Source organism: Paenibacillus vandeheii (assembly GCF_030433635.1).
In the GTDB taxonomy this organism is placed as follows: Bacteria; Bacillota; Bacilli; order Paenibacillales; family Paenibacillaceae; genus Paenibacillus; species Paenibacillus vandeheii.
The window spans coordinates 22,598-41,514 of the sequence record NZ_JAROCD010000001.1 but is presented as its reverse complement, the minus strand read 5'-3'; the positions used below and the strand labels follow the sequence as shown (position 1 = coordinate 41,514).

Here is an 18,917-nt window from a genome sequence, read left to right as displayed (position 1 = left end):
TCTTCCGTAGCAGCTACCTCTCAATATAGCGTTATTCTCGCACTCACGCTTGACGCTGTCCATTCTTTTTCAAGGCTACAATATAACGATGAAAAAAAGGCATCCGCAGATGCCTCCTGGATTTCATCTGATCACGCTCGTCCCAGCTCAGGATAAGAACAAGCATCATCAGCACTAAACATCTAATTTTGGGATGCAGCCTGAATTGCGCCGTATGCCCAGTGATTTACAGATACATCCTTCCATCTGGATGTACCGGACAGATCAGGTTCGATATGAACCAGACGATTCAGCAATGTAACGGCCTCTGCTCGTGTCACAGCATCGTTCGGACGAAATGCTCCGTCTTGCGACACACTCATGATGCCTGCTGCCAATACACGCTGAACTGCTTCGCGAGCCCAGTGCTGTGTAAGATCAGTAGCTTCGTTTGGCACAGCCGTTGTTGCTGCAGTTGCTTCTGCGTTTACATCCGCAGCTAATTCCTGAGTTTTCAAAATTCGCTCAATAATGACAGCCATCTCGGCTCGTGTAATGGAACGCCCTGGCATAAAATCTCCGGCATCATTGCCTCGCATATATCCTGCCGCAGTCGCCTTTTTAATCGCTTCGCGTGCCCATTCAGCAACCGGCATGTCCCGATATGATGTATTGAGCGCAGCCTCGTCGCTGCGGGGCGGCAGTATCCGAGACAATAAGGCAGCCATTTCAGCACGCTGAACCGCCTGATTCGGTCTGAACGTGCCATCCGCATAACCTTGAATGTAGGCTGATGACTGACCTGCGTTCATCAAAATAATGGAAAATGTGCTGAACTTGGTGACTTCAAACTCAATTCCGGGTTGATCTGTTCCATTAAACTTAACGATTTTACCCTTAACGAGTTCCTTCGTTCCATCGCTATGTTCAATAAATACTTGCAGCTTGTCCAGTTCCTTCTGCGTCAGGTTCTTATCTCTGATTGGCAGCACAACCGTCACTGGACGACTGCTCATATTCGTCTCAATCGTCATTGGACGACCTACCAAGCGGAAATCGGCGGTATTGGTTGACTGTTTGACGATTAATGGATCTTTCTGGATACGCTGCTCCACCACTTCACGTCCTGCAGCATCCTTGATCGGCACAAGATGGAAGAAAATATCCGAGACAAGTCCCTGTAAAGAATTCGCCGGAAGTTGCAGGGAAGCATTATCCGTTTCAATATACAGATTCATCTTCTCATCAGCCATCAGTGAAGTAGACTTGGCTGGAAGCTTCACGTTCAGTTCGGATACCTCGTCCTTCTCATCCGGAATCATGATCCGGGCAATATTCGAACCGGCCTTCTTCAGGCTTTCAATTGCACGAGAAGTCTGCTCAGCCGTCAGATTCACCTCGTCTTTTTTGCGTCCATCTGCCCCTGTTGTTCTTTCGATGATTGTTGCTGAAACAATAGCATTCGCATTCCGTTCATTAGTCACATTTACTGTAATTTTCTCGGAAGTGCTTGCATGCGTGGATGGTGTTGACGAACCACCGGATGAACTTCCTGAACTGGACGAACCCGGATTGGATGGTGTTGTTGGTGTTGTTGGTGTTGTTGGTGTTGTTGGCTCACCAACGACCGTGATATCGCCTGATATTGCCTGTTTCTTCATTTCAATCCCATCCGTATCCGTCACGGTGAAGTTTTCGAGTAGCGTCTCATTGACGAACTCCACCGGATACTCGCCTGCAACAGCATTGGAGGTAATCGTGAATTCAATTTTGAACAACGTCTGGTAGGTCTCGGACGCCGCCGGGATAGGACTCAGCCCTCCATTTGCATCACTCCAGCCCACGATAAGCGATCCTGTCTCATTATTCGCATGATGTCGTATTCCCGGATTGCCTGTAACATCAGTAACTTGCAAGGCTGCAGGATTGAACTTCATGCGTACCCCGTAAGAGCCAATCGGTTGGTTAAGCGTCACCGTTTCGACCGTTAGCGTTACCTTGTCACCTGCTTTTCCTTCTTCTGATCCGATGTAGACAATAACATTCCCAACCGGCTTCTCATCTGCCAGCACAGTAACTTGCCCGGCTTCTCCAGTCACCTGAAACGGATCAAATTCCTTCACCAGTGCGCCCGCATGAAGAGTTACTGAGCTTGAACCGATAACCGCACTCTCTTTAATTTTAAAATGAAGGGAATACAGCGCCGTGGATTCCTGAATGAAATTTTGCGTCGTCATTACCACTGAAATATTCCCTGGAGCAGACGTATCTTCAGTTAGGCTGACTCCCTGATAATGTTCATAGGCTTGGCGGTTTACAACCTCGTCCCCTTCCACGAGTTCAAGCACAGCCGAATCATAGGCAAAGGACAATTCTGAGTGATAAAAAGAAAATTCTGAGCCTTTTGAATCATAGGATACAGGTACTTCGACGATGTCTCCTGGTTTACCGGATACTTCTCCGATATGAATGACAGGATCTACACTGGCCTGTGCCTGAGGAAGCCACGAAAAGATCATGGAAACCGTGAGCAGCATAGTCAGAAGCGTCTTCATGGACCGTTTGGATTTTACAGAAATTAAATGCCCCTTATGGTTTGGCAAGATAGTCACTCCCTTCTAATTTTATGAATTAATCCCCAAGAAAACGCCCATAATCAGGGCTGAATCTTTGGCATCCAGTACACCATCATCATTCATGTCCAACGCTTCAATCTGACTCGGTGTTAACGTGATCAAACCTTTGATATATTTATTCACTAATAAGGCATCTGCAGGTGTAATCACACCGTCTCCATTCGCATCCCCTTTAATACGCAGCATGATCGTTACCTCCACGCTATCCGAAAATACAGCTCCATTCTTGGCCTGCCAGCCGAACGTTGTCTTGATCCCTGTAAAAGCCGAAGAAGGAACGAAGGCCAATGTGTTCAACTCTGCGACAGGAATAACCTGATTCTTCACAACGTCTGTACCATTCAGTTGTAATTTACCGCTGTCAGGCAGGGAGGCGATGCGAATATCCGTCATAGGCCGCTCCTCTGGATCGGCATAATTACTTTCAAAATCGGTGGATGTAAAGGTTACTGGTAGCCCTTGTTTAACCGTTTTGGAAAATGCGCCCACAGCCGGCTTAGGCGTATTATCTTGGCTGAGGCCCAAAATACGGGCTGAGGTTCCATCTGCGCTGAACACAACGATCCGGTCTCTCGCTGTATCAGCCATATACAATTCACCTTCTGGTTCAAAAGCAATCTGATTACTGAGATCAATGGGATATGCCTCGTTTCCACTCACCCACGTACTCAGGACAGGAGCATTAGGATATTCGAAGCCTTCATAGCCTGTGCGCATAATCTGATTCTCGCTCACAACGTATAAACGTTTGTTTACTACATCCAGTGTCAGATCTGCAAGCTTGTCTGTTGAATTCTGTATACTAACCAAAGGGTAGATAAAGACTCCATTACTATGGGTATACCAAGTATTTTGTCCTACCTCGTTATTACCGGAGATTACACTGGAATATTCATCCAAATTTATCCTACTTCCACTTCCTGAGTTGTCCAGGTAATTATAGGAAAATTTAGTTTTTTTCTGTATAGCATCATTCACCATGCTGATCTCACTATAGGTTACACCTATAGCTTCTTTGTTGTACTGTTTAAATCTGATGACATTTCGAATATACCTTTGATCCACGCCTTGACCAAAGTTCATCCAATATTTATTGTTCAAGTCGATAGGTGTTGCGTTTACTGTGCCATCCGGGTTAAAAATATGGATCTGTAAGGATGCCCCTGATTGGGCTGCGTAGATTAATCCATCGTTACCCATCGTTACCGCCGTTACATTATTGACATCCATCGTAGATAATACTTCGCCTTCTGGTGTTGCCCGAATAACCCGATTATTCCCGCTGTCTGCAATTAGCATCTCTGTTTCACCACTAGCCGCCGTGTAGAACTCAATATCGGTAGGTCGACTTAATGAAACGGGATCTGTTGCAGCCAATACCGATGAAGCTGGAAAACCCACGCTTGTGAGTAATGTTATGACAAGCGCAATTATAGTCCACCGTATAAACTTCACTCTTGTACCCCTTCCAATGTATAGACTCAAATGTTCTCCTCCTTAACCTTTCTGATGACGTACTGTTTCAATATACATAGCAGCTCTTAACAATCACTGAAAACCTCAGAACCAATAGAATACGGAGGGGAAGCCCTTTTTTCCTCAAAAAAAAACGAAGGAATTGACGGATGCACCCGATCATTCCTATCGCAAATGTTTCATTCATATAAAATTAGATATGCTAATGATGCAACGGATCGCTTCGTTCTACCGAATAAAAAGTTTCATCAAGGTATTAAAAATCGGATTCACAATATAACCTGTCGGATGGATTGAATACCTTTTGCCCGAGTTCAGACCGCTGATCTTCTCCATTTCCTCTGCAGACAGCTCAAAATCAAAGATTTCACTATTCTCCCTGATCCGCTTTGGATTGGATGATTTGGGAATCAGGATGACGCCCCGTTCCAGATGCCAACGCAAAATCACTTGAGCCACCGTCTTATGGTGATGATCAGCGATTTCCTTCAATACAGGATGCTGCAACAATACCTTGTTCCCCTGCCCCAACGGACCCCACGCCTCATGCAAAATCTGACGTTTGTCCATATAGGCTCGTAATTCGTTCTGCGGAAACTCCGGGTGCGTCTCAATCTGGTTGATCATCGGCAAGATTTTTGCATACTTCTTTAACTCTTCCAGATGCTGAATTTCAAAGTTCGCAACGCCAATGACTTTGATCTTGCCTTCCTCGTATAATTCCTCCATCGCTTTCCACGTTTCGATATACTTGGGCGAGGCAAAATGGATTAAGTACATGTCAAGGTAATCCACACCCAGTTTGTTTATCGTTTCTCTAAAAGCTTTCTTGGTCGCTTCATAGCCATGATCCGTATTCCAGACTTTCGACGTGATGAAGAATTGCTCGCGCGGGATCTGGCTATGCCGGATCTCTGCCCCCAGCGCTTTCTCATTCCCATAGATTCGGGCAGTATCAAAATGTCGGTACCCGACCTGAATGGCCTCGCGAATCGCTGTTGTAAATTCTGCTTCTTTCGTTATTTTGTAAACTCCAAACCCCAGTTGAGGAATGGGAACCCCGTTTCTGGTTTCAACCACTTTGGTATGCAAATTCATTTTGACTGCTCCTCCCAAAAATAAATCGTAATATACTTGATATATATTATATCTAGTTAAATCCAAAAAAAGAGGTTAACCCTTTTTCTCTTCATAGAACAGATCGGTTAACCGTATTTCTTTTAAATAATTGTGCATTGCGATCTCCGCACCTTCAAGATGATGAATGACCTTTCGTTTCACGTCGTCCACGTCTTGTCCCTGAAGCTTTACATCGGTATGAATTTTAAACAAGTCTTTGCCGGGTTCAACTGCCAGGAATACATCCAACATCGTGATTTCCGATAAAGGCTGAGCAAGCAGTATGCCGCCCTTGGCACCTTCTTTGGCCATCGTCAGTTTGGCGTTATTCAGGTTTCGAATGACTTTAACCGTTGTAGGAACCGGAATATTTAGCTGCTCCGATATCACTTTGGTCGATAGATAATTGTAACAGTTCTTCTCGGTATAGGAGTGAACGTAGAGAAGAATAGAGATTCCCTGTGATAAGGCTGTAGAATATGCCACTTTGATTCATCCTTACTATTTCTTTTCTGAATATACTATATATCTTTTATGTTTAGTTAGCAACTACACTGCGATCTCCATCCCTTAACTTTACTGACTTCACTCTACCCTCGATTTCATCGCTGCATATCTACTTGGCGTGATGCCTACAGCAGCCTTGAAAGACCGACTGAACAGATGAATACTCGAAAAGCCAACCTCCTCGGCTATCCGGGTTAAATTATGTGTTCCTTCTATAATTCTTTTCTGGGACTGCTCTATTCTGATATGTGTCACATATTTGTGAAGGGTAATCCCCAGCTTGCTTTTGAACAAATGCGATAAATGGTTCGTCGATACACCGACATGTCTACTGATAGCAACATTATTTAATTGAGGGTCGGCGTAGCATTCATGAATGTAACGAATCGACTTTTCGATGAATGCCCACCCCTTGGTCATGTTCCCCTCTTGGTCCTGATCTTCGGATTGATTTTTGAAAAACAGATGCAGCAACTCCAAACATATGGATTTCGTGATTAACGAAGATCCTCCCCGCTGCTCCTGAAACTCCTTATGCATAAGCGCAAATCTCTTTTTCCATTCGATTCGATCGGCTAGCTGCAAATGAGAGATGGGCCGTATGGAAGCCAGCTTCATTTCCCTATCGGCCATATCGGGTCTTTCACTATGAGTAGCACTCGTGTTCTTCAATAAACTTCGCTCTTCCTCATAATACAGATCAAAATGAAAAATATACTGAATCAATGGCTCCGTGGAGGTGGACCGAATGATATGAGACATGAATGGATGCATCAGCACAAGATCGCCTTCTTGGACCAGGTATTTCACACCACTCAAGAAGAACTCCGCTTCCCCTTGTTCAATGTATGTATATACGTGATCGTGGTCTATCCATTCCCCTGCCAAAGAAAATGATTCCGTCATTCTCGCCGCCCTTACGAATGGCGAAATGCTATTCATCCATGGCTCATACACATGTGATCCCCCCAACTGCCTTCTCAATGATCCGGTTTATATTTTGGCAAACACCCTATCGAAGCCTGCTTTGGACTTTGCAAACAATTCACTTGAATCGAGGGTTGGCGTTGGTGCCAGCACCTCTTGAGATACGACGCCTGTGTAACCAATCGCCTTCAGGTTCTTCAAGAACCCCGGCAGATCTATTACTCCCTCTCCAGGGTATAAACGCTCATAATCCAGCAATTCTTCGATTGGCAGATCATAGGCATCATTAATATGGACATGAACAACTTGTTCCTTCTTTAGATTCAGTACTTCTTCAATCGCTAAACCGTTCGTATGCCAATGGTAGGAATCCACCAACAAACCTACATTGGGAGCATGGATCGTTTCGATCCAGTCCAGCGTATCCTCCACACTCCAAATAAATGGATTCTTCCATTGGGTTCGCAGATGATGGCAACCAACAAACTCCAATCCCAGTCGAATTCCATAGGCGTCCAGAATATCTGCACACAGTCTCAGTCGTCTGGTAGCTGCAGCCATAAACGATGCTGCTGGCTGATCCGTGGAAGGTAAAATATAGGTACAGCAGCTGTAACAGTTCAACGAAGCAGCGGCTTCTGCCATTTGAACCAGAGATTGAAGTCCTTCGCGGAATTGTTCATCTGTGGTTCTCCAGTCTACGGTCAGATCGGATGAACCGATGATCACCTGATTGCTTTCCAACAGATGTTTGGCCTGTTCCTGACCCACCTCTTGAATTAATGAGAGCGGATTCAAATCTACAGACTGAAATCCGTATTTTGCAGCATTCGTAATATATTGTTCATTGGACTCGATGTTCCCCAAGCCTGCTCTTGTTAACCCTCTAATCATTCCAATCTCCTCCTAGGACCAGTCAAACAGTACACCGTTATACTGGTCTTTATTCATTCTCAAGCCCTCGTAGGCTTCTTGCGCTTGTTCCGGCTTCATCACATGACTGATCAACGGTTCGATATGCAGCTTGTTCTTTAACATCAGTTCAAATACAATGTTCGAATTTCTCACCAGGGAATGCTTCACGAATTCGTTCGGCTCCACCGGGAAGCGCCATTCATGTGCCCCCTTAAACGTAATGCACCCTCGTCCATACAGGTGGCAATAGTTCAATATATCGGTGACATCCGTGTTATATTCGCCTCGTGGACTGCCCAGGAAAATAATCTCTCCCAGCTTTGCGATCCACTCCAGACTTTGAACACTTACACTCGGCACACCCGTCGCCTCAATGTGAGTGGAGACACCTGTTCCATTGGTGATGGCGTGTATCTTGTCTTTTACTTTATCTTCTCCGCCATGAAGCGTATAGTCAACCCCACATGTCTGAGCTGTTCGGATTCGTTCCGGTGACAGGTCCACACCAATCAAGGTTGCACCTTGCAGGCGCGCCAATTGAGCAGCCAAATTCCCTACTAATCCGAGCCCCGTCACGCCGACAACATCCCCAAGTTCAATATTGGATACACGAACCGAGGTGAACGCCACGGTTGCCATGCGGGTGAAGGGAACCCACTTCAAATCCAGCTTTTCAGGTACCTTGATGAAAACGTGCTCTGTGGATACCACTTGATATTCAGCATGTTGACCATAATGGAACACAGCGTCCCCAGGCTGAACATGGTGTACACCTTGCCCCACCTCGATCACTTCACTTACACTCGCATACCCCGGACATACGGGAAGCTTGGCCCACTCTTCTTTTCCCGATAACATCGCCAGCTCCGTTCCTGGACTGATGAGGGAATAGATCAATTTTACCAATACTTCCTTCTCCCCTAGGGCTGGCAAAATAAAGTCCTCCTCTACCGTCTCCACTTGCATCGGACGAGTAAACATGATCTTTCTATTCTTCATCACTCTCACTCCCTTCTTATCATTTTAACTACAATATAAGACTTTTCATTAGCCATGTCTTTGATTGCAAAACCGATTTTTTATCTAAAACAACGATTTTAGAACCTTTGCAAGTGAATCCAGCTTAAACGTAAAAAGACTCACAAGATCCAATGATCTGTGAGCCTCAAATTCAGTCATATTCAGCCGTGGTGTGATGCGGTGCCGTACTCCCGCTAGACGATTGACTGCTTCATCATATCCAGCCGTCATTGAAACGGTGTTGGTGGCATGGTTCCTTTTTTGCTAATATCGCAGCTTCATTCATTACTTCTTAACTGCAACTACGGCTGCAACCCTCGAACCTCAAACTCATAGATTCGGGCTGCCGTATCGCCGCCCTGTGTTGGTTTCAGCACATTCAGCTTGACATAACGAGCCTTAACCAGCGCAATCGCGTCCGATGTTTCGGCTGCCGTGTTCCCCTGTACTTGAACTACATCGGACCAGTTCACGCCATCAGCACTGACCTGGATGGAATAGTCGCTCGTATTAAAACCGGACCACTCCCCACCACTCTCCGCGTGTTTGATGACAAAACCGCTGATCTGATGTTCTTTGCCAAGATCAACCTGCAGCCAATGCTGCTGATTACCCAGTGCGCACCACTTGCTGTTGCCTGTCACCTTGCCGTCAATCGCCTTTCCCGCACCTTCAGCAGGTCCGCAGGCATGGTCCGCAGTCGCCGTTTTGCCAAGTGCGACATTCTTGACCCCGGAAGCGCCCTTGCTGACGGTGATCAAAGCTTGCTTCGTCACCGTATCCTGCCCCGAGCTGTTGGTAGCTGTAAGTGTCACACGGTACGTGCCTTCCTTGTCATACGTTACCACTGGATTTTGCTCCGTGCTGACAGCCGGACTGCCATTCTCAAAAGTCCACGACCAGCCTTCTGTCACCTCGGATGAAAGATCGGTGAAATGCACTTGCTGACCGGGTGTAATAAGTGTTGCATCGGCTTTGAATTTTGCTTCCGGCTTCGGATACGCTGGCCACTGGATGGTCACGCTGGCAGCCTGGCCGGGCTCATATTTTGCATTCACTGCCACGACTTTCAGTACAGTTGCCTGTTCCGCATTGATTCTCTTCATCTCAGGCACATAGAAGACGTTATTGGCGGTTGCACCAATCCAAGTCTCTTTGCCGTCGGGCATCACGCGGTAAATCTCATATTGTTGAACTTCCTCGTTCAACGCGTCCCATTGCAACCTGGCATCGCCGTAAATGCCCCCACGGAAATCGGATTGGGTGACGTTTAATGCTTGAACGGCCTCAAGAGGGTTCGATGGGTTACCGTTCGTGTGGATGGAGAGCTGCCCAATATGGATGTTATAATCCGATACGGTTTCTGTACTGTCAAAATACAAAGACAATGCCGCAATCTGCTTTCCTTGATAAGGCGTCAGATTGAGGGTGTCCGTCGTCCAGTCGGGCGCCTTCTCGTTCTTCACATCCAGAAAGACGAACTGGTCCGGATGGTCTGCAAAAGCAAGGCCAACCTTCATGCCCGGCTTGCTCTGCGTCTTGTACGTAATTGAAAGCTCCGTACCCGGCTCAATCTTGAGATCTGTTTTGTACAGCTTCAGGTGGGTTGCATTCGTTGGGCTTAATGCACCCGCTACCTTCAGGGAACTGCCGCCATAGTAGGCATCCGACCAATCGAGAGAAGGCTTGAGCGCCGTGCCCTTACTCTCTGCTAACCAGCGCCATGTCGGAAGCACATCCTGCAAACTGCGGTTATTCCATCCGTTCTCCCGCACCTGCGTGCCATCCACATAAAATTTCTCGCCACTGCCCGTATTGAAGCTGGTGGTGAATGGCAGCTGATCTATCGGCGAAGATTCAACCACATTGTTCGCAATCCCTTTCCAAGCCTGGCTTGTCGCCGTATTGGCCGGGTTGCCGTTCTGTCCTACCCAGAATTTATTCTCACGAGCAAAGAAATCAGTCATACTGTCCGCGCTGTTGAACGCCCAATCAGGTCGGTAAATGCCGAGCGAAGTCACAGCCGGTTTCCCCTCAGGAAACAGCGAATTCCATTTCAGACTGGTATCGTACCCTTTAGCTTCTACATCGATGCCTGCGAACAGTTCGAATGGTGATCTGCCCAGGCTTTTGGCTTTGGCCGCAGAACTGCCAAGGTCATTCCACCAAAAGTTCAGGAACATGCTGTCTGATACCTTGTTCCCGTTATCCTGAAGGAACATCGCGTTCCGGTCCGTCAGCGCATTCTGCCAGGAAATATTGCCTTCCCTCGTCATGGAATCATACCAGATGATCTCCATTCCCGCGGGTTTATGGTCCTGAAGATAACGGAGGAATGCCTTCATCAACTGTGCGTCTGCGGCTGTTCCACCCTCGGTTTCCTGGTTGATAAACCAGCCGTCAAAACCGTAGTACTCAGCGACCTCGATTAGTTTATCTGCCGCCGGGAAGGAACCGTCGCTGTTTTGCTGAAGCATTTGCTTCACCCACTCATATTTGCCACCGTACACGGATGGCGGGAAGAACACCGTGCCCATGATTGGCACTCCGTTCCGGTGTGCCGCATCAATCGTATCAGCGCTTGGCGGCACAATAATGCCTTCTCCCGCCGAACCGCCCCAATATACGAGCTTGTCGACATACTGCCAGTAAGAGAACGTATTCGCAGAGAATGTATCCGATCCTTGCGATGGAACGCCGCTGGTTCCCTGATTCAGCGCAGACAACGCCATTACTTTCGCATCTTTCGTTGCATTCGGGTTAACACCGTCCCCCGTGAAACGGCTCTTGAGCGGAACAGCGCTCCGGTTGAAGGCCGCATCCGGGTCGGAAACCGGATTCCATTGGAGCAATTGCTCCGGCAACCAATACGATGAATAAGGTTGCTTCGCCAAGGCCGCTGAGGAAAGAGCAGCGCATACCATTATGACCAATATGAGACTAGCACCAAGCTTTTTCATGCCATACCCTCCAATCCAATTTTGGCAATCCAATCAGGGTAAAAAGAAACGCCCGTCAAACCGGACAGACGTTTCCATGTCTACTTTATAATTCAGGCTTATTTTGGATTTGCAGCTTGCCATTCATCGTATTGCTTTTGCGCTTCTGCAATCACTTTATCCAAACCTGCCGCTTTCAACTTCTCGATTGCTTTCGGCAGATGCTCATCCGGGTCAACCGCACCCGTCATGATGGATGGGTAGAATTCCTTCACGATGGCGGAGATGGAAGCCACTTCCGTCTTCACCGGGTCCGGATTGAAGTTGAAACCAAAGCTTGGAGCAACCTTCGCGGAATTGTTGAACTCTTTGAACGCTTCCCATTTATCGGCTGGATCTTCCTTGTGCATGTAAGTCAGGAACAGGTTACCCAAGGCAAAGCCAGGCATCTGGAATCCGTCCTTCATCGCTGGCAGATCCTCAATGACATTATCCGAAATCTTTTTGTAATGTGTACCTTCAATGCCGTAGTTGATCAGGTTACGCAGATATGGATCGGTATTCAGCAAGTTCAGGAACATCATGGCCCGTTCCGGGTTTTTGGAGTTTGCCGAAATCGCATGCATAGCGCCTGTTGCCGAGCCGGTGAAAATAACCGGATCCTGCATCGGTGTAGTCACGATGTCATAGCCCGCGCTTCTGGACCATCCCAGTTCGGCGTAAGGCTGAGTCTGTTCACGGTCAACAAACCATTTACCCGTCTTGATGTTATCGATGCCTTCCAATGTCGCTACATCCTTGCGCAGATAACCAGCCTGATAGTATTTGCGGATGGTTTTCAGGGAGCTCTTCAGCTCTTCGGATTCCAGCACATTAACGTATTTACTGGTGTCACCGTTCATGTTGATGCCCACCGGGAATTCGTCACCCAGCAGGAAGTCGAATGCCAGATAAGGCTTAAAGCCCTTTGGAACAGCCAGCGGAGTGATGTCGGCCGGCTCATTGTCTTTGATTTGCTTCAGGTAAGGCTCCAGATCCTCTAATGTACGAATCTTGGTGATGTCCATGTTGTATTTATCCACGTACTGCTTGTTGAAGCGCCATACCCATTGGGAAGCCAGCTCTTTGTTAACTGGCACGGCATAGTTTTGACCACCGATCTGTGAGCCTGTAAGGAAGCGTGGATCAAGCTGCTCTTTAATGCCTTGACCATGCTTATCCAACAGATCATTGATTGGCAGGAATGCTCCTCTAGTAGCATTTGGCAGATAGTCATAAGCCCACGAAGAGGTGAAAGCGATATCATAATTTTCGCCCGAAGCGGTAATAACCGGCATCCGCTTGGAATAATCGCCCCAGTCAATCATCGTGATGTCGACGGTTGTATTTATTTTCTCCATTAAGTATTTGTTCATCTCATCCTGTACAATGGGCAGGTCGCGCTGTGGACCACCGATTAGATATACCTTGAGCTTCACCGGGTCCTTATCGCCGGACTCTCCCCCGGATGCCGTATTCCCGCTAGTATCATTGGTATTACTGCCACCGCAGCCTGCAAGCATCGTAGCAAAAGCAAGCATTAAAGCAGCCATGAGCAGAGCGATTTTTCTTGTCTTCATGTGTATCCCCCTTATTAATGTTATTGTTACTGCCCTTTGGGGCAGGCACAACCAGACTTATTCTTTGACCGAACCAATGGTCAAACCCTGTATAAAATACTTTTGGAAAAACGGATACGCCAGTGCAACCGGCAGTGTAGCCAAGACAACCATCGCCATGCGGACGGTCTCCGTTGGCAGTGTCGAGGCAATGTCGTAGGACACGACCCGGCTGCTGTTTTGCACAACAAAATCCATATTGTTCTGTATTCGAATCAACAATGTCTGGAGCGGAATCAATTTCGCATTGTCGATATAAAGCAGCGCATTGAACCAGTCATTCCAGAATCCTAACGTACTGAACAATCCGATAGTCGCAATGCCCGGTAACGAAATCGGCAGTACGATGCGCGTATAGATACCGAATTCAGTAGCTCCGTCGATTTTGGCCGACTCAATAACCGCATCCGGCACGGTGGTCGTGAAAAATGTACGCATAACGATAATGTAAAAAGCGTTCATGATCGACGGCAGGATCAGCGCCCATATCGAATCCCGCAAGTGCAGCACCTGCGTAACCACAATGTAACTGGGAACGAGACCGCCGGAAAACAGCATGGTGAAGAAGGCCAAAAAGCTGAAAAACCGACGCTGTGCAAAATTTTTGCGCGAGATGGCATACGCATACGTAGTGACCAAATACAGTGTCAGCGCGGTTCCGACAACCGTCACCGTTAAGGTAACCCCAAACGATTGGGCCATCTGCTGCCCGGATTCCATAAGGAATCGGTAGGCATCCAGCGTCCAGACTTCAGGGATTAATTTAAATCCATTGATCGCCAGCGTCTTCTCATCCGTAAATGAGATGATGATGATGAACAGAAATGGAAAGATACAAGATAAGGCAAACAGACCGATCGCTATATTAAAAATCACGTTGGATAACGGTGAAATGGCATTCAGATCTTTTGGTGTCTTTCTGCTCCTCTTCCCAGGGGCAGATGCCCGCTTTATCGGTTCGCTTAAGTTACTCATGGATAGCACCTCCCTTGCCGCAGCCTAGAATACGGCATAATCCTTTTCAATTTTACGCACAGCATAATTAGCCAGCAGGACAAGAATCAAACCAACAACCGATTGATACAATCCTGTAGCCGTACTCATTCCCGTATCGCCCATAATGGTTAGGCCGCGGTATACAAACGTGTCGATGACATTGGTGACCGGATACAACGCACCGGAATCCCGTGGAACCTGATAGAACAGTCCAAAGTCAGAACGGAAGATGCCGCCAATCGCCAGAATGGTCAGAATGATCATCAGCGGCCTGAGCAGCGGCAGCGTAATGTACCGGATCTGTTTCCACTTGGTGGCGCCATCGATCATCGCTGCCTCATAATAAGAGCGGTCGATACCCGCGATTGCTGCCAGATAGACTACGCTGCCATAACCTGCACCTTTCCACAGGCCGAGCAGAATGAGAAAATACGGCCAATACCCTGTCTCACTGTACCAACTGACCGGATCTCCACCGAAATAGGTAATGATCTGGTTGAACACACCCTTTTCCACACTCAGAAACGAAAAGACGAAATAACTGATAATAACCCAGGACAAGAAATAAGGCATAAACATCGCGGTCTGGTAGATCTTCGCCAGCCGTTTATTCAGCAGTTCGTTCATAATGATCGCAAGCGTCACTGCGAGCACCAATCCGAGAAAGATGAGACCCAGGTTATACAGAATGGTATTACGTGTGATGATATAGGCGTCACTGGTTGAGAACAGAAACTCAAAGTTCTTGAACCCGACCCAATCGCTTTTTAGAACGCTTTCAAGAAATCCGCCCGGATGAATCCGGAAGTCCTTAAAAGCAATAATCGTTCCGAACATTGGCAAATAGGCAAAAATGATAAACCACGCTGCTCCCGGCAGTACCAGCAGAAGAAACGCCTTGTTCTTCATCAGACTTTTGAAGATGCCCAGCACGGCTGTCCCTCCTTATAATCGCATTCACTGTCGCTTAGCTGCACCCAGTATTAATCCCCTATGACCAACACTGGTAGACCTAAGCCCTCTTGGTGCTTTGGATTCCTCGTTCACTCCTTCCTCCATTATGCAAGCGCTACCAATTTTGGGATAGTTGAAAAACCCAATAAATTGATGGATTAATTAAAGATCGTGCATTCATTCCATAGCAAAAAAACACACCCGCACGGGGTGTGTCTTCACTCAGCCGGCAAGCCCGGCTTATTTTTTCATGTAGATGGAGCGCAGCTCCGTGGGAGAAACACCCGCATATTTCTTGAACTGTCTGTAAAAATAAGTGGAGTCCCAGTAACCTACCTCGCCCGCGATTTCAGCTGTCTTTTTGTCCGAATATAACAGCAAATGAGTGGCGCGCTCAATTCGGTACTGGTTCACATAATCGGAAAAGGTGGTGCCGACCTCTTGCTGAAATAATTGGCCGAGGTAGTTCGGATGGAGCTCCAGCCGCTGACTGAGCGTCTTTAGTGAAAGCTCATCTTGATAGTGATTCTTCACTACCTCCAGCACAGCCATGATATGCGGGCTGAACGTTTTCTCGGTGGTGTGATATGTATTCAGCGTACGATGAACGTTTTTTCTCACCAGTTGCTTCAATTTGCTGAGCGTATGAATTCTGGACAGGGGTCCGAAGATTTCCCCGTAGTCAGGTGTTTTCTCCAATTCCTTGGCAGCCAGCATCAGCTGGATGGCAGAATTGAAGAACGGCGTTCTCGGGAAGCAGCGTTCCTTACCCTCAACCATAAAGAATTCGTCGATGAATCGGTCCACCTCTGTACTTTCCCCATCCCGCAGCAGCTTGTGGAACTGCTCCATTGCTGGCCCAGGCTTCTCCTGATGCGGATTGGCGTCTTCTTCGCTCTCCACTTGCATGATGAAGGTATCACCATCCATAAACAAATGATTCTGAAGCCACAGCTTTACAGACTTGCAGCTCTTCGGAAAACCCAGATAGGTCGACTCCGAGTGGCCGATGATCCCCCATGCACGTGCACCTGTGTCCTCGGCGACCGCTTGCTTCATCCTGCTGAGTGCCTGAAGTTGCCATTCATCACGATCTTCCGTACGGGCTGAAACGAACAGCACCATGATATCTCCTTCCTGATCGGGAAAGCAGATTACCCAGCAGCCATCCGGAAGGCCTTGATTTCCGAGCAGCTCGCACTTCTCAGCGATTCCTGCAAGGTGTATCTGCGGATCATTCCCTTCGTCATCCCCTACAATCCGCAGAGCGGCTGCACAATAACTGGACTTGTTCATGGGAATCTCCAGCAGCTGTGCACGCTCCCTAAATTCTTTGGCGTCAATGGTCTCGTTCGCCCACCGCTGCAAAATATTGTTGCGCAGAATCCTCCAGCTCTGATCCATCTGAATCTGGCGGATTTCCTCCTGCTCCCAGTCGCGCTGCATATGCTTGATGGTTGCTTCCAATTCGTCCATATTGACTGGCTTGAGCAGGTAGTTCTCTACCCCCAGCGAGATGCCTTCCCGCACATATTTGAATTCTTCGTAACCGCTCAAAATAATGAATTTGGTATACGGATTGCGCTCTTTGATCTCCCGGATCAGCTCAAGTCCGGTCATTTGCGGCATCATGATATCCGTAATAATCAGATCGACAGGCCCCTCGTCCATCATTGCTAGCGCTTCCAACCCATTACAAGCCGTACCCGCAATCTGCATATTATTCTGATCCCAATCAATGATGGCTTGCATTCCTTTTACAATGAGCGGCTCATCATCGACCAACATTACACTTCTCATCCTGCTTCCTCCCTTGTGACTGGTATACTGATCGTCACCTCACATCCTTCGCCCTCCACACTGTTCAGGTGAAGACCATAATCACTGCCATAATTCAGACGTATGCGGTCGTGGACATTCTTAAGACCCAAAGATTGATCGGATGTCTCAGTAGTTTCATCGCCCGTGTGCAGCGCGTCTTGCAGTTCAAGCAACCTCTCCGCAGAGATCCCTTTTCCGTTATCCTTTACACGAATACGGATCACACCATCTGCTTCTGCGGCGGTAATGGTAATCCGGTTATCATCATCATTCGTACGAAAACCATGCACAATGTAATTTTCAATGATTGGCTGGATTAACAACTTGACGATCATGCTCCCCGCCGCTGCATTTTCTATATGAGTCTCCACTTCCAACTTGTCCTCATACCTGTACTGAACTAAAGCCAGGTACATGCCGCACAGCTCGATTTCCTCCGCCAAGGTTACATGCGTCTGCTTTTTGATCAAATGCCGGAACATCGTGGCAAGAATATAAATCATCTGTCCAACATCCCTGGCTCCCATGCTGATGGCTTTCATACGGATGCTTTCCAACGTGTTGTACAGAAAATGCGGATTGATCTGGGCTTGCAAAGCCACGAGCTGCGCATTCTTTTGCTTGATCTCCGACACATATACCGTCTCTATGTAAGACTCCAGCCGATCACACATATGGTTAAATCTCTGCGAAATCTGCTGTAATTCATCTTCACCCTCCATCTCAATCCGCTTACTCAGATCCCCCTCCTGCCAGCGCCGCATGTAAAGGACAAGCCTGTGAATTTTTTTGGAATATCGGCGGATGATGGTGAACGTTACCGCAAAACTAACAATGATGCACAGGATAACAATCCCGATAAGACTGAGACGAATCGCTTGAAGGCTCTGTTTAATGTGCGACTCCGGAATAATAGCAGCCACGACCATTCCTGTATTCCCGATATTCAGCAGCTGCACCTTGGATCGTTCCTCCAGATTCACCCAATCCTCCGGTAAATTCATCTGCCCCCAATAAGGGTAGACGGTGTTATCATACTTGCCCTGCGAATCGAAAATCACCTGACCTTCCCCGGTCATCAGCATGATCCTGTTGTCTTTGCCGTCGAGCCTGTCTCGCAGCAGCCCTTTGATCCGATCTGTATTCAGTTCAAACATAATTGCACCATACTGCTTCAATGTCACGGAGTCCTTGAGCACATTGGCGTAGCTGTATGGGGTAGGGTCATCATCCATTTTCCCTTCGAAAAGCGGTTCGCTGCCCATGTACTGCCACGGTGCACTTCGCAGCCGCTGGAACCAGTCCTTATGCCCTGCTGATAGCTTGGGCTGATAATAAAAGTGCTGGGTCTCCCGATTGAGAACATAGAAGAAATCCTGATCCGTGCTGTATAACACGACATTTGCAATCGAGGCTTCATCCTTTAATAGCAGACGCAATTGATAATCAAAATTCCCGCGCTCCGTACGGTAGCTGTAAGCATATTGATTCAAGCGCCAATTGAGAAAATCCTCATATTCATGAGTCAGGAAATACTTCAAATCGTCACCGATCATGGCGTCGGTATAAATCTGCTGCACGGCGTTATACAGTCGTTCGTACTGCTGATTCAGATTGATACTGACAATATCCAGTTCCTGCAGACTGGCATCCATCTGTTCCTGTACGACCCGCTGCTCATAGTAGCGGTAGGCCAGCACGGAGACACTGATGAATAACAGGACCATGACCATGGAATAAAACAACAGAATTTTGTTGAACATTTTTTTCTTCAGGTAATTTCTATACATGGTTCGTATCCTGGACATTCGCGCCTGAACACCTCCTCAGACCCATTTCCAACCCAGTGTATCACCGTTTGGTTAAATTCGACAATGACCTGCTCCCAGGTATGTAATCCATATTTTGGTTTGTCAAAAGGGAATGGAAGCGCTATAATGGGCGCATTCCCCTATGAATATATGTAATAC

13 protein-coding genes are annotated in these 18,917 nt (G+C 47.4%); all 13 read right to left on the bottom strand.

Annotation, left to right across the window (positions count from 1 at the left end):
* Positions 1-182: 182 nt before the first annotated feature.
* The 13 genes from P5G61_RS00200 to P5G61_RS00140 all read right to left on the bottom strand — a co-directional run bounded on the left by P5G61_RS00200 (position 183) and on the right by P5G61_RS00140 (position 18,737).
* A complete protein-coding gene (locus P5G61_RS00200) occupies positions 183-2,534 on the bottom strand; it encodes an S-layer homology domain-containing protein (RefSeq protein WP_301243197.1) in 2,352 nt (783 codons plus the stop codon).
* Positions 2,535-2,603: 69 nt separating this feature from the next.
* The gene (locus tag P5G61_RS00195) at positions 2,604-4,100 is read right to left on the bottom strand and encodes a dockerin type I domain-containing protein (RefSeq protein WP_301243195.1); all 1,497 of its coding nucleotides are present in this window, start codon (positions 4,098-4,100) and stop codon (positions 2,604-2,606) included.
* Positions 4,101-4,319: 219 nt separating this feature from the next.
* Positions 4,320-5,189, bottom strand: coding sequence for an aldo/keto reductase (locus P5G61_RS00190; RefSeq protein ID WP_301243193.1), 870 nt, complete (start codon positions 5,187-5,189; stop codon positions 4,320-4,322).
* A 75-nt stretch (positions 5,190-5,264) separates the two neighbouring features.
* Positions 5,265-5,696: an RrF2 family transcriptional regulator gene (locus P5G61_RS00185; protein WP_301243191.1), complete on the bottom strand. Its 432-nt coding sequence runs from the start codon at positions 5,694-5,696 to the stop codon at positions 5,265-5,267.
* A 99-nt stretch (positions 5,697-5,795) separates the two neighbouring features.
* The gene (locus P5G61_RS00180) at positions 5,796-6,659 is read right to left on the bottom strand and encodes an AraC family transcriptional regulator (protein ID WP_301243189.1); all 864 of its coding nucleotides are present in this window, start codon (positions 6,657-6,659) and stop codon (positions 5,796-5,798) included.
* A gap of 51 nt (positions 6,660-6,710) precedes the next feature.
* Positions 6,711-7,538, bottom strand: a complete 828-nt coding sequence (locus tag P5G61_RS00175; RefSeq protein ID WP_301243187.1) for a sugar phosphate isomerase/epimerase family protein — start codon at positions 7,536-7,538, stop codon at positions 6,711-6,713.
* A 12-nt stretch (positions 7,539-7,550) separates the two neighbouring features.
* Positions 7,551-8,558 (bottom strand): zinc-dependent alcohol dehydrogenase, encoded by a 1,008-nt coding sequence (locus P5G61_RS00170; protein ID WP_301243185.1) that lies wholly within the window; start codon positions 8,556-8,558, stop codon positions 7,551-7,553.
* Positions 8,559-8,881: 323 nt separating this feature from the next.
* Positions 8,882-11,539, bottom strand: coding sequence for an endo-beta-N-acetylglucosaminidase (locus tag P5G61_RS00165; RefSeq protein WP_301243183.1), 2,658 nt, complete (start codon positions 11,537-11,539; stop codon positions 8,882-8,884).
* Positions 11,540-11,637: 98 nt separating this feature from the next.
* Positions 11,638-13,137 (bottom strand): ABC transporter substrate-binding protein, encoded by a 1,500-nt coding sequence (locus tag P5G61_RS00160; RefSeq protein ID WP_301243181.1) that lies wholly within the window; start codon positions 13,135-13,137, stop codon positions 11,638-11,640.
* 57 nt (positions 13,138-13,194) lie between these two features.
* Positions 13,195-14,151 carry a carbohydrate ABC transporter permease gene (locus tag P5G61_RS00155; RefSeq protein ID WP_301243179.1) on the bottom strand — a complete coding sequence of 319 codons (957 nt, stop codon included), beginning with the start codon at positions 14,149-14,151 and terminating at the stop codon, positions 13,195-13,197.
* Positions 14,152-14,175: 24 nt separating this feature from the next.
* Complete coding sequence (locus tag P5G61_RS00150; protein ID WP_373456334.1) at positions 14,176-15,081, bottom strand: ABC transporter permease; 906 nt, start codon at positions 15,079-15,081, stop codon at positions 14,176-14,178.
* A 285-nt stretch (positions 15,082-15,366) separates the two neighbouring features.
* A complete protein-coding gene (locus P5G61_RS00145; protein WP_301243172.1) occupies positions 15,367-16,926 on the bottom strand; it encodes a response regulator transcription factor in 1,560 nt (519 codons plus the stop codon).
* On the bottom strand, positions 16,923-18,737 hold the full coding sequence (locus P5G61_RS00140; protein WP_301243170.1) for a cache domain-containing sensor histidine kinase: 1,815 nt from the start codon (positions 18,735-18,737) through the stop codon (positions 16,923-16,925). The genes P5G61_RS00145 and P5G61_RS00140 overlap by 4 nt, the downstream gene beginning before the upstream one ends.
* Positions 18,738-18,917 lie beyond the last annotated feature (180 nt).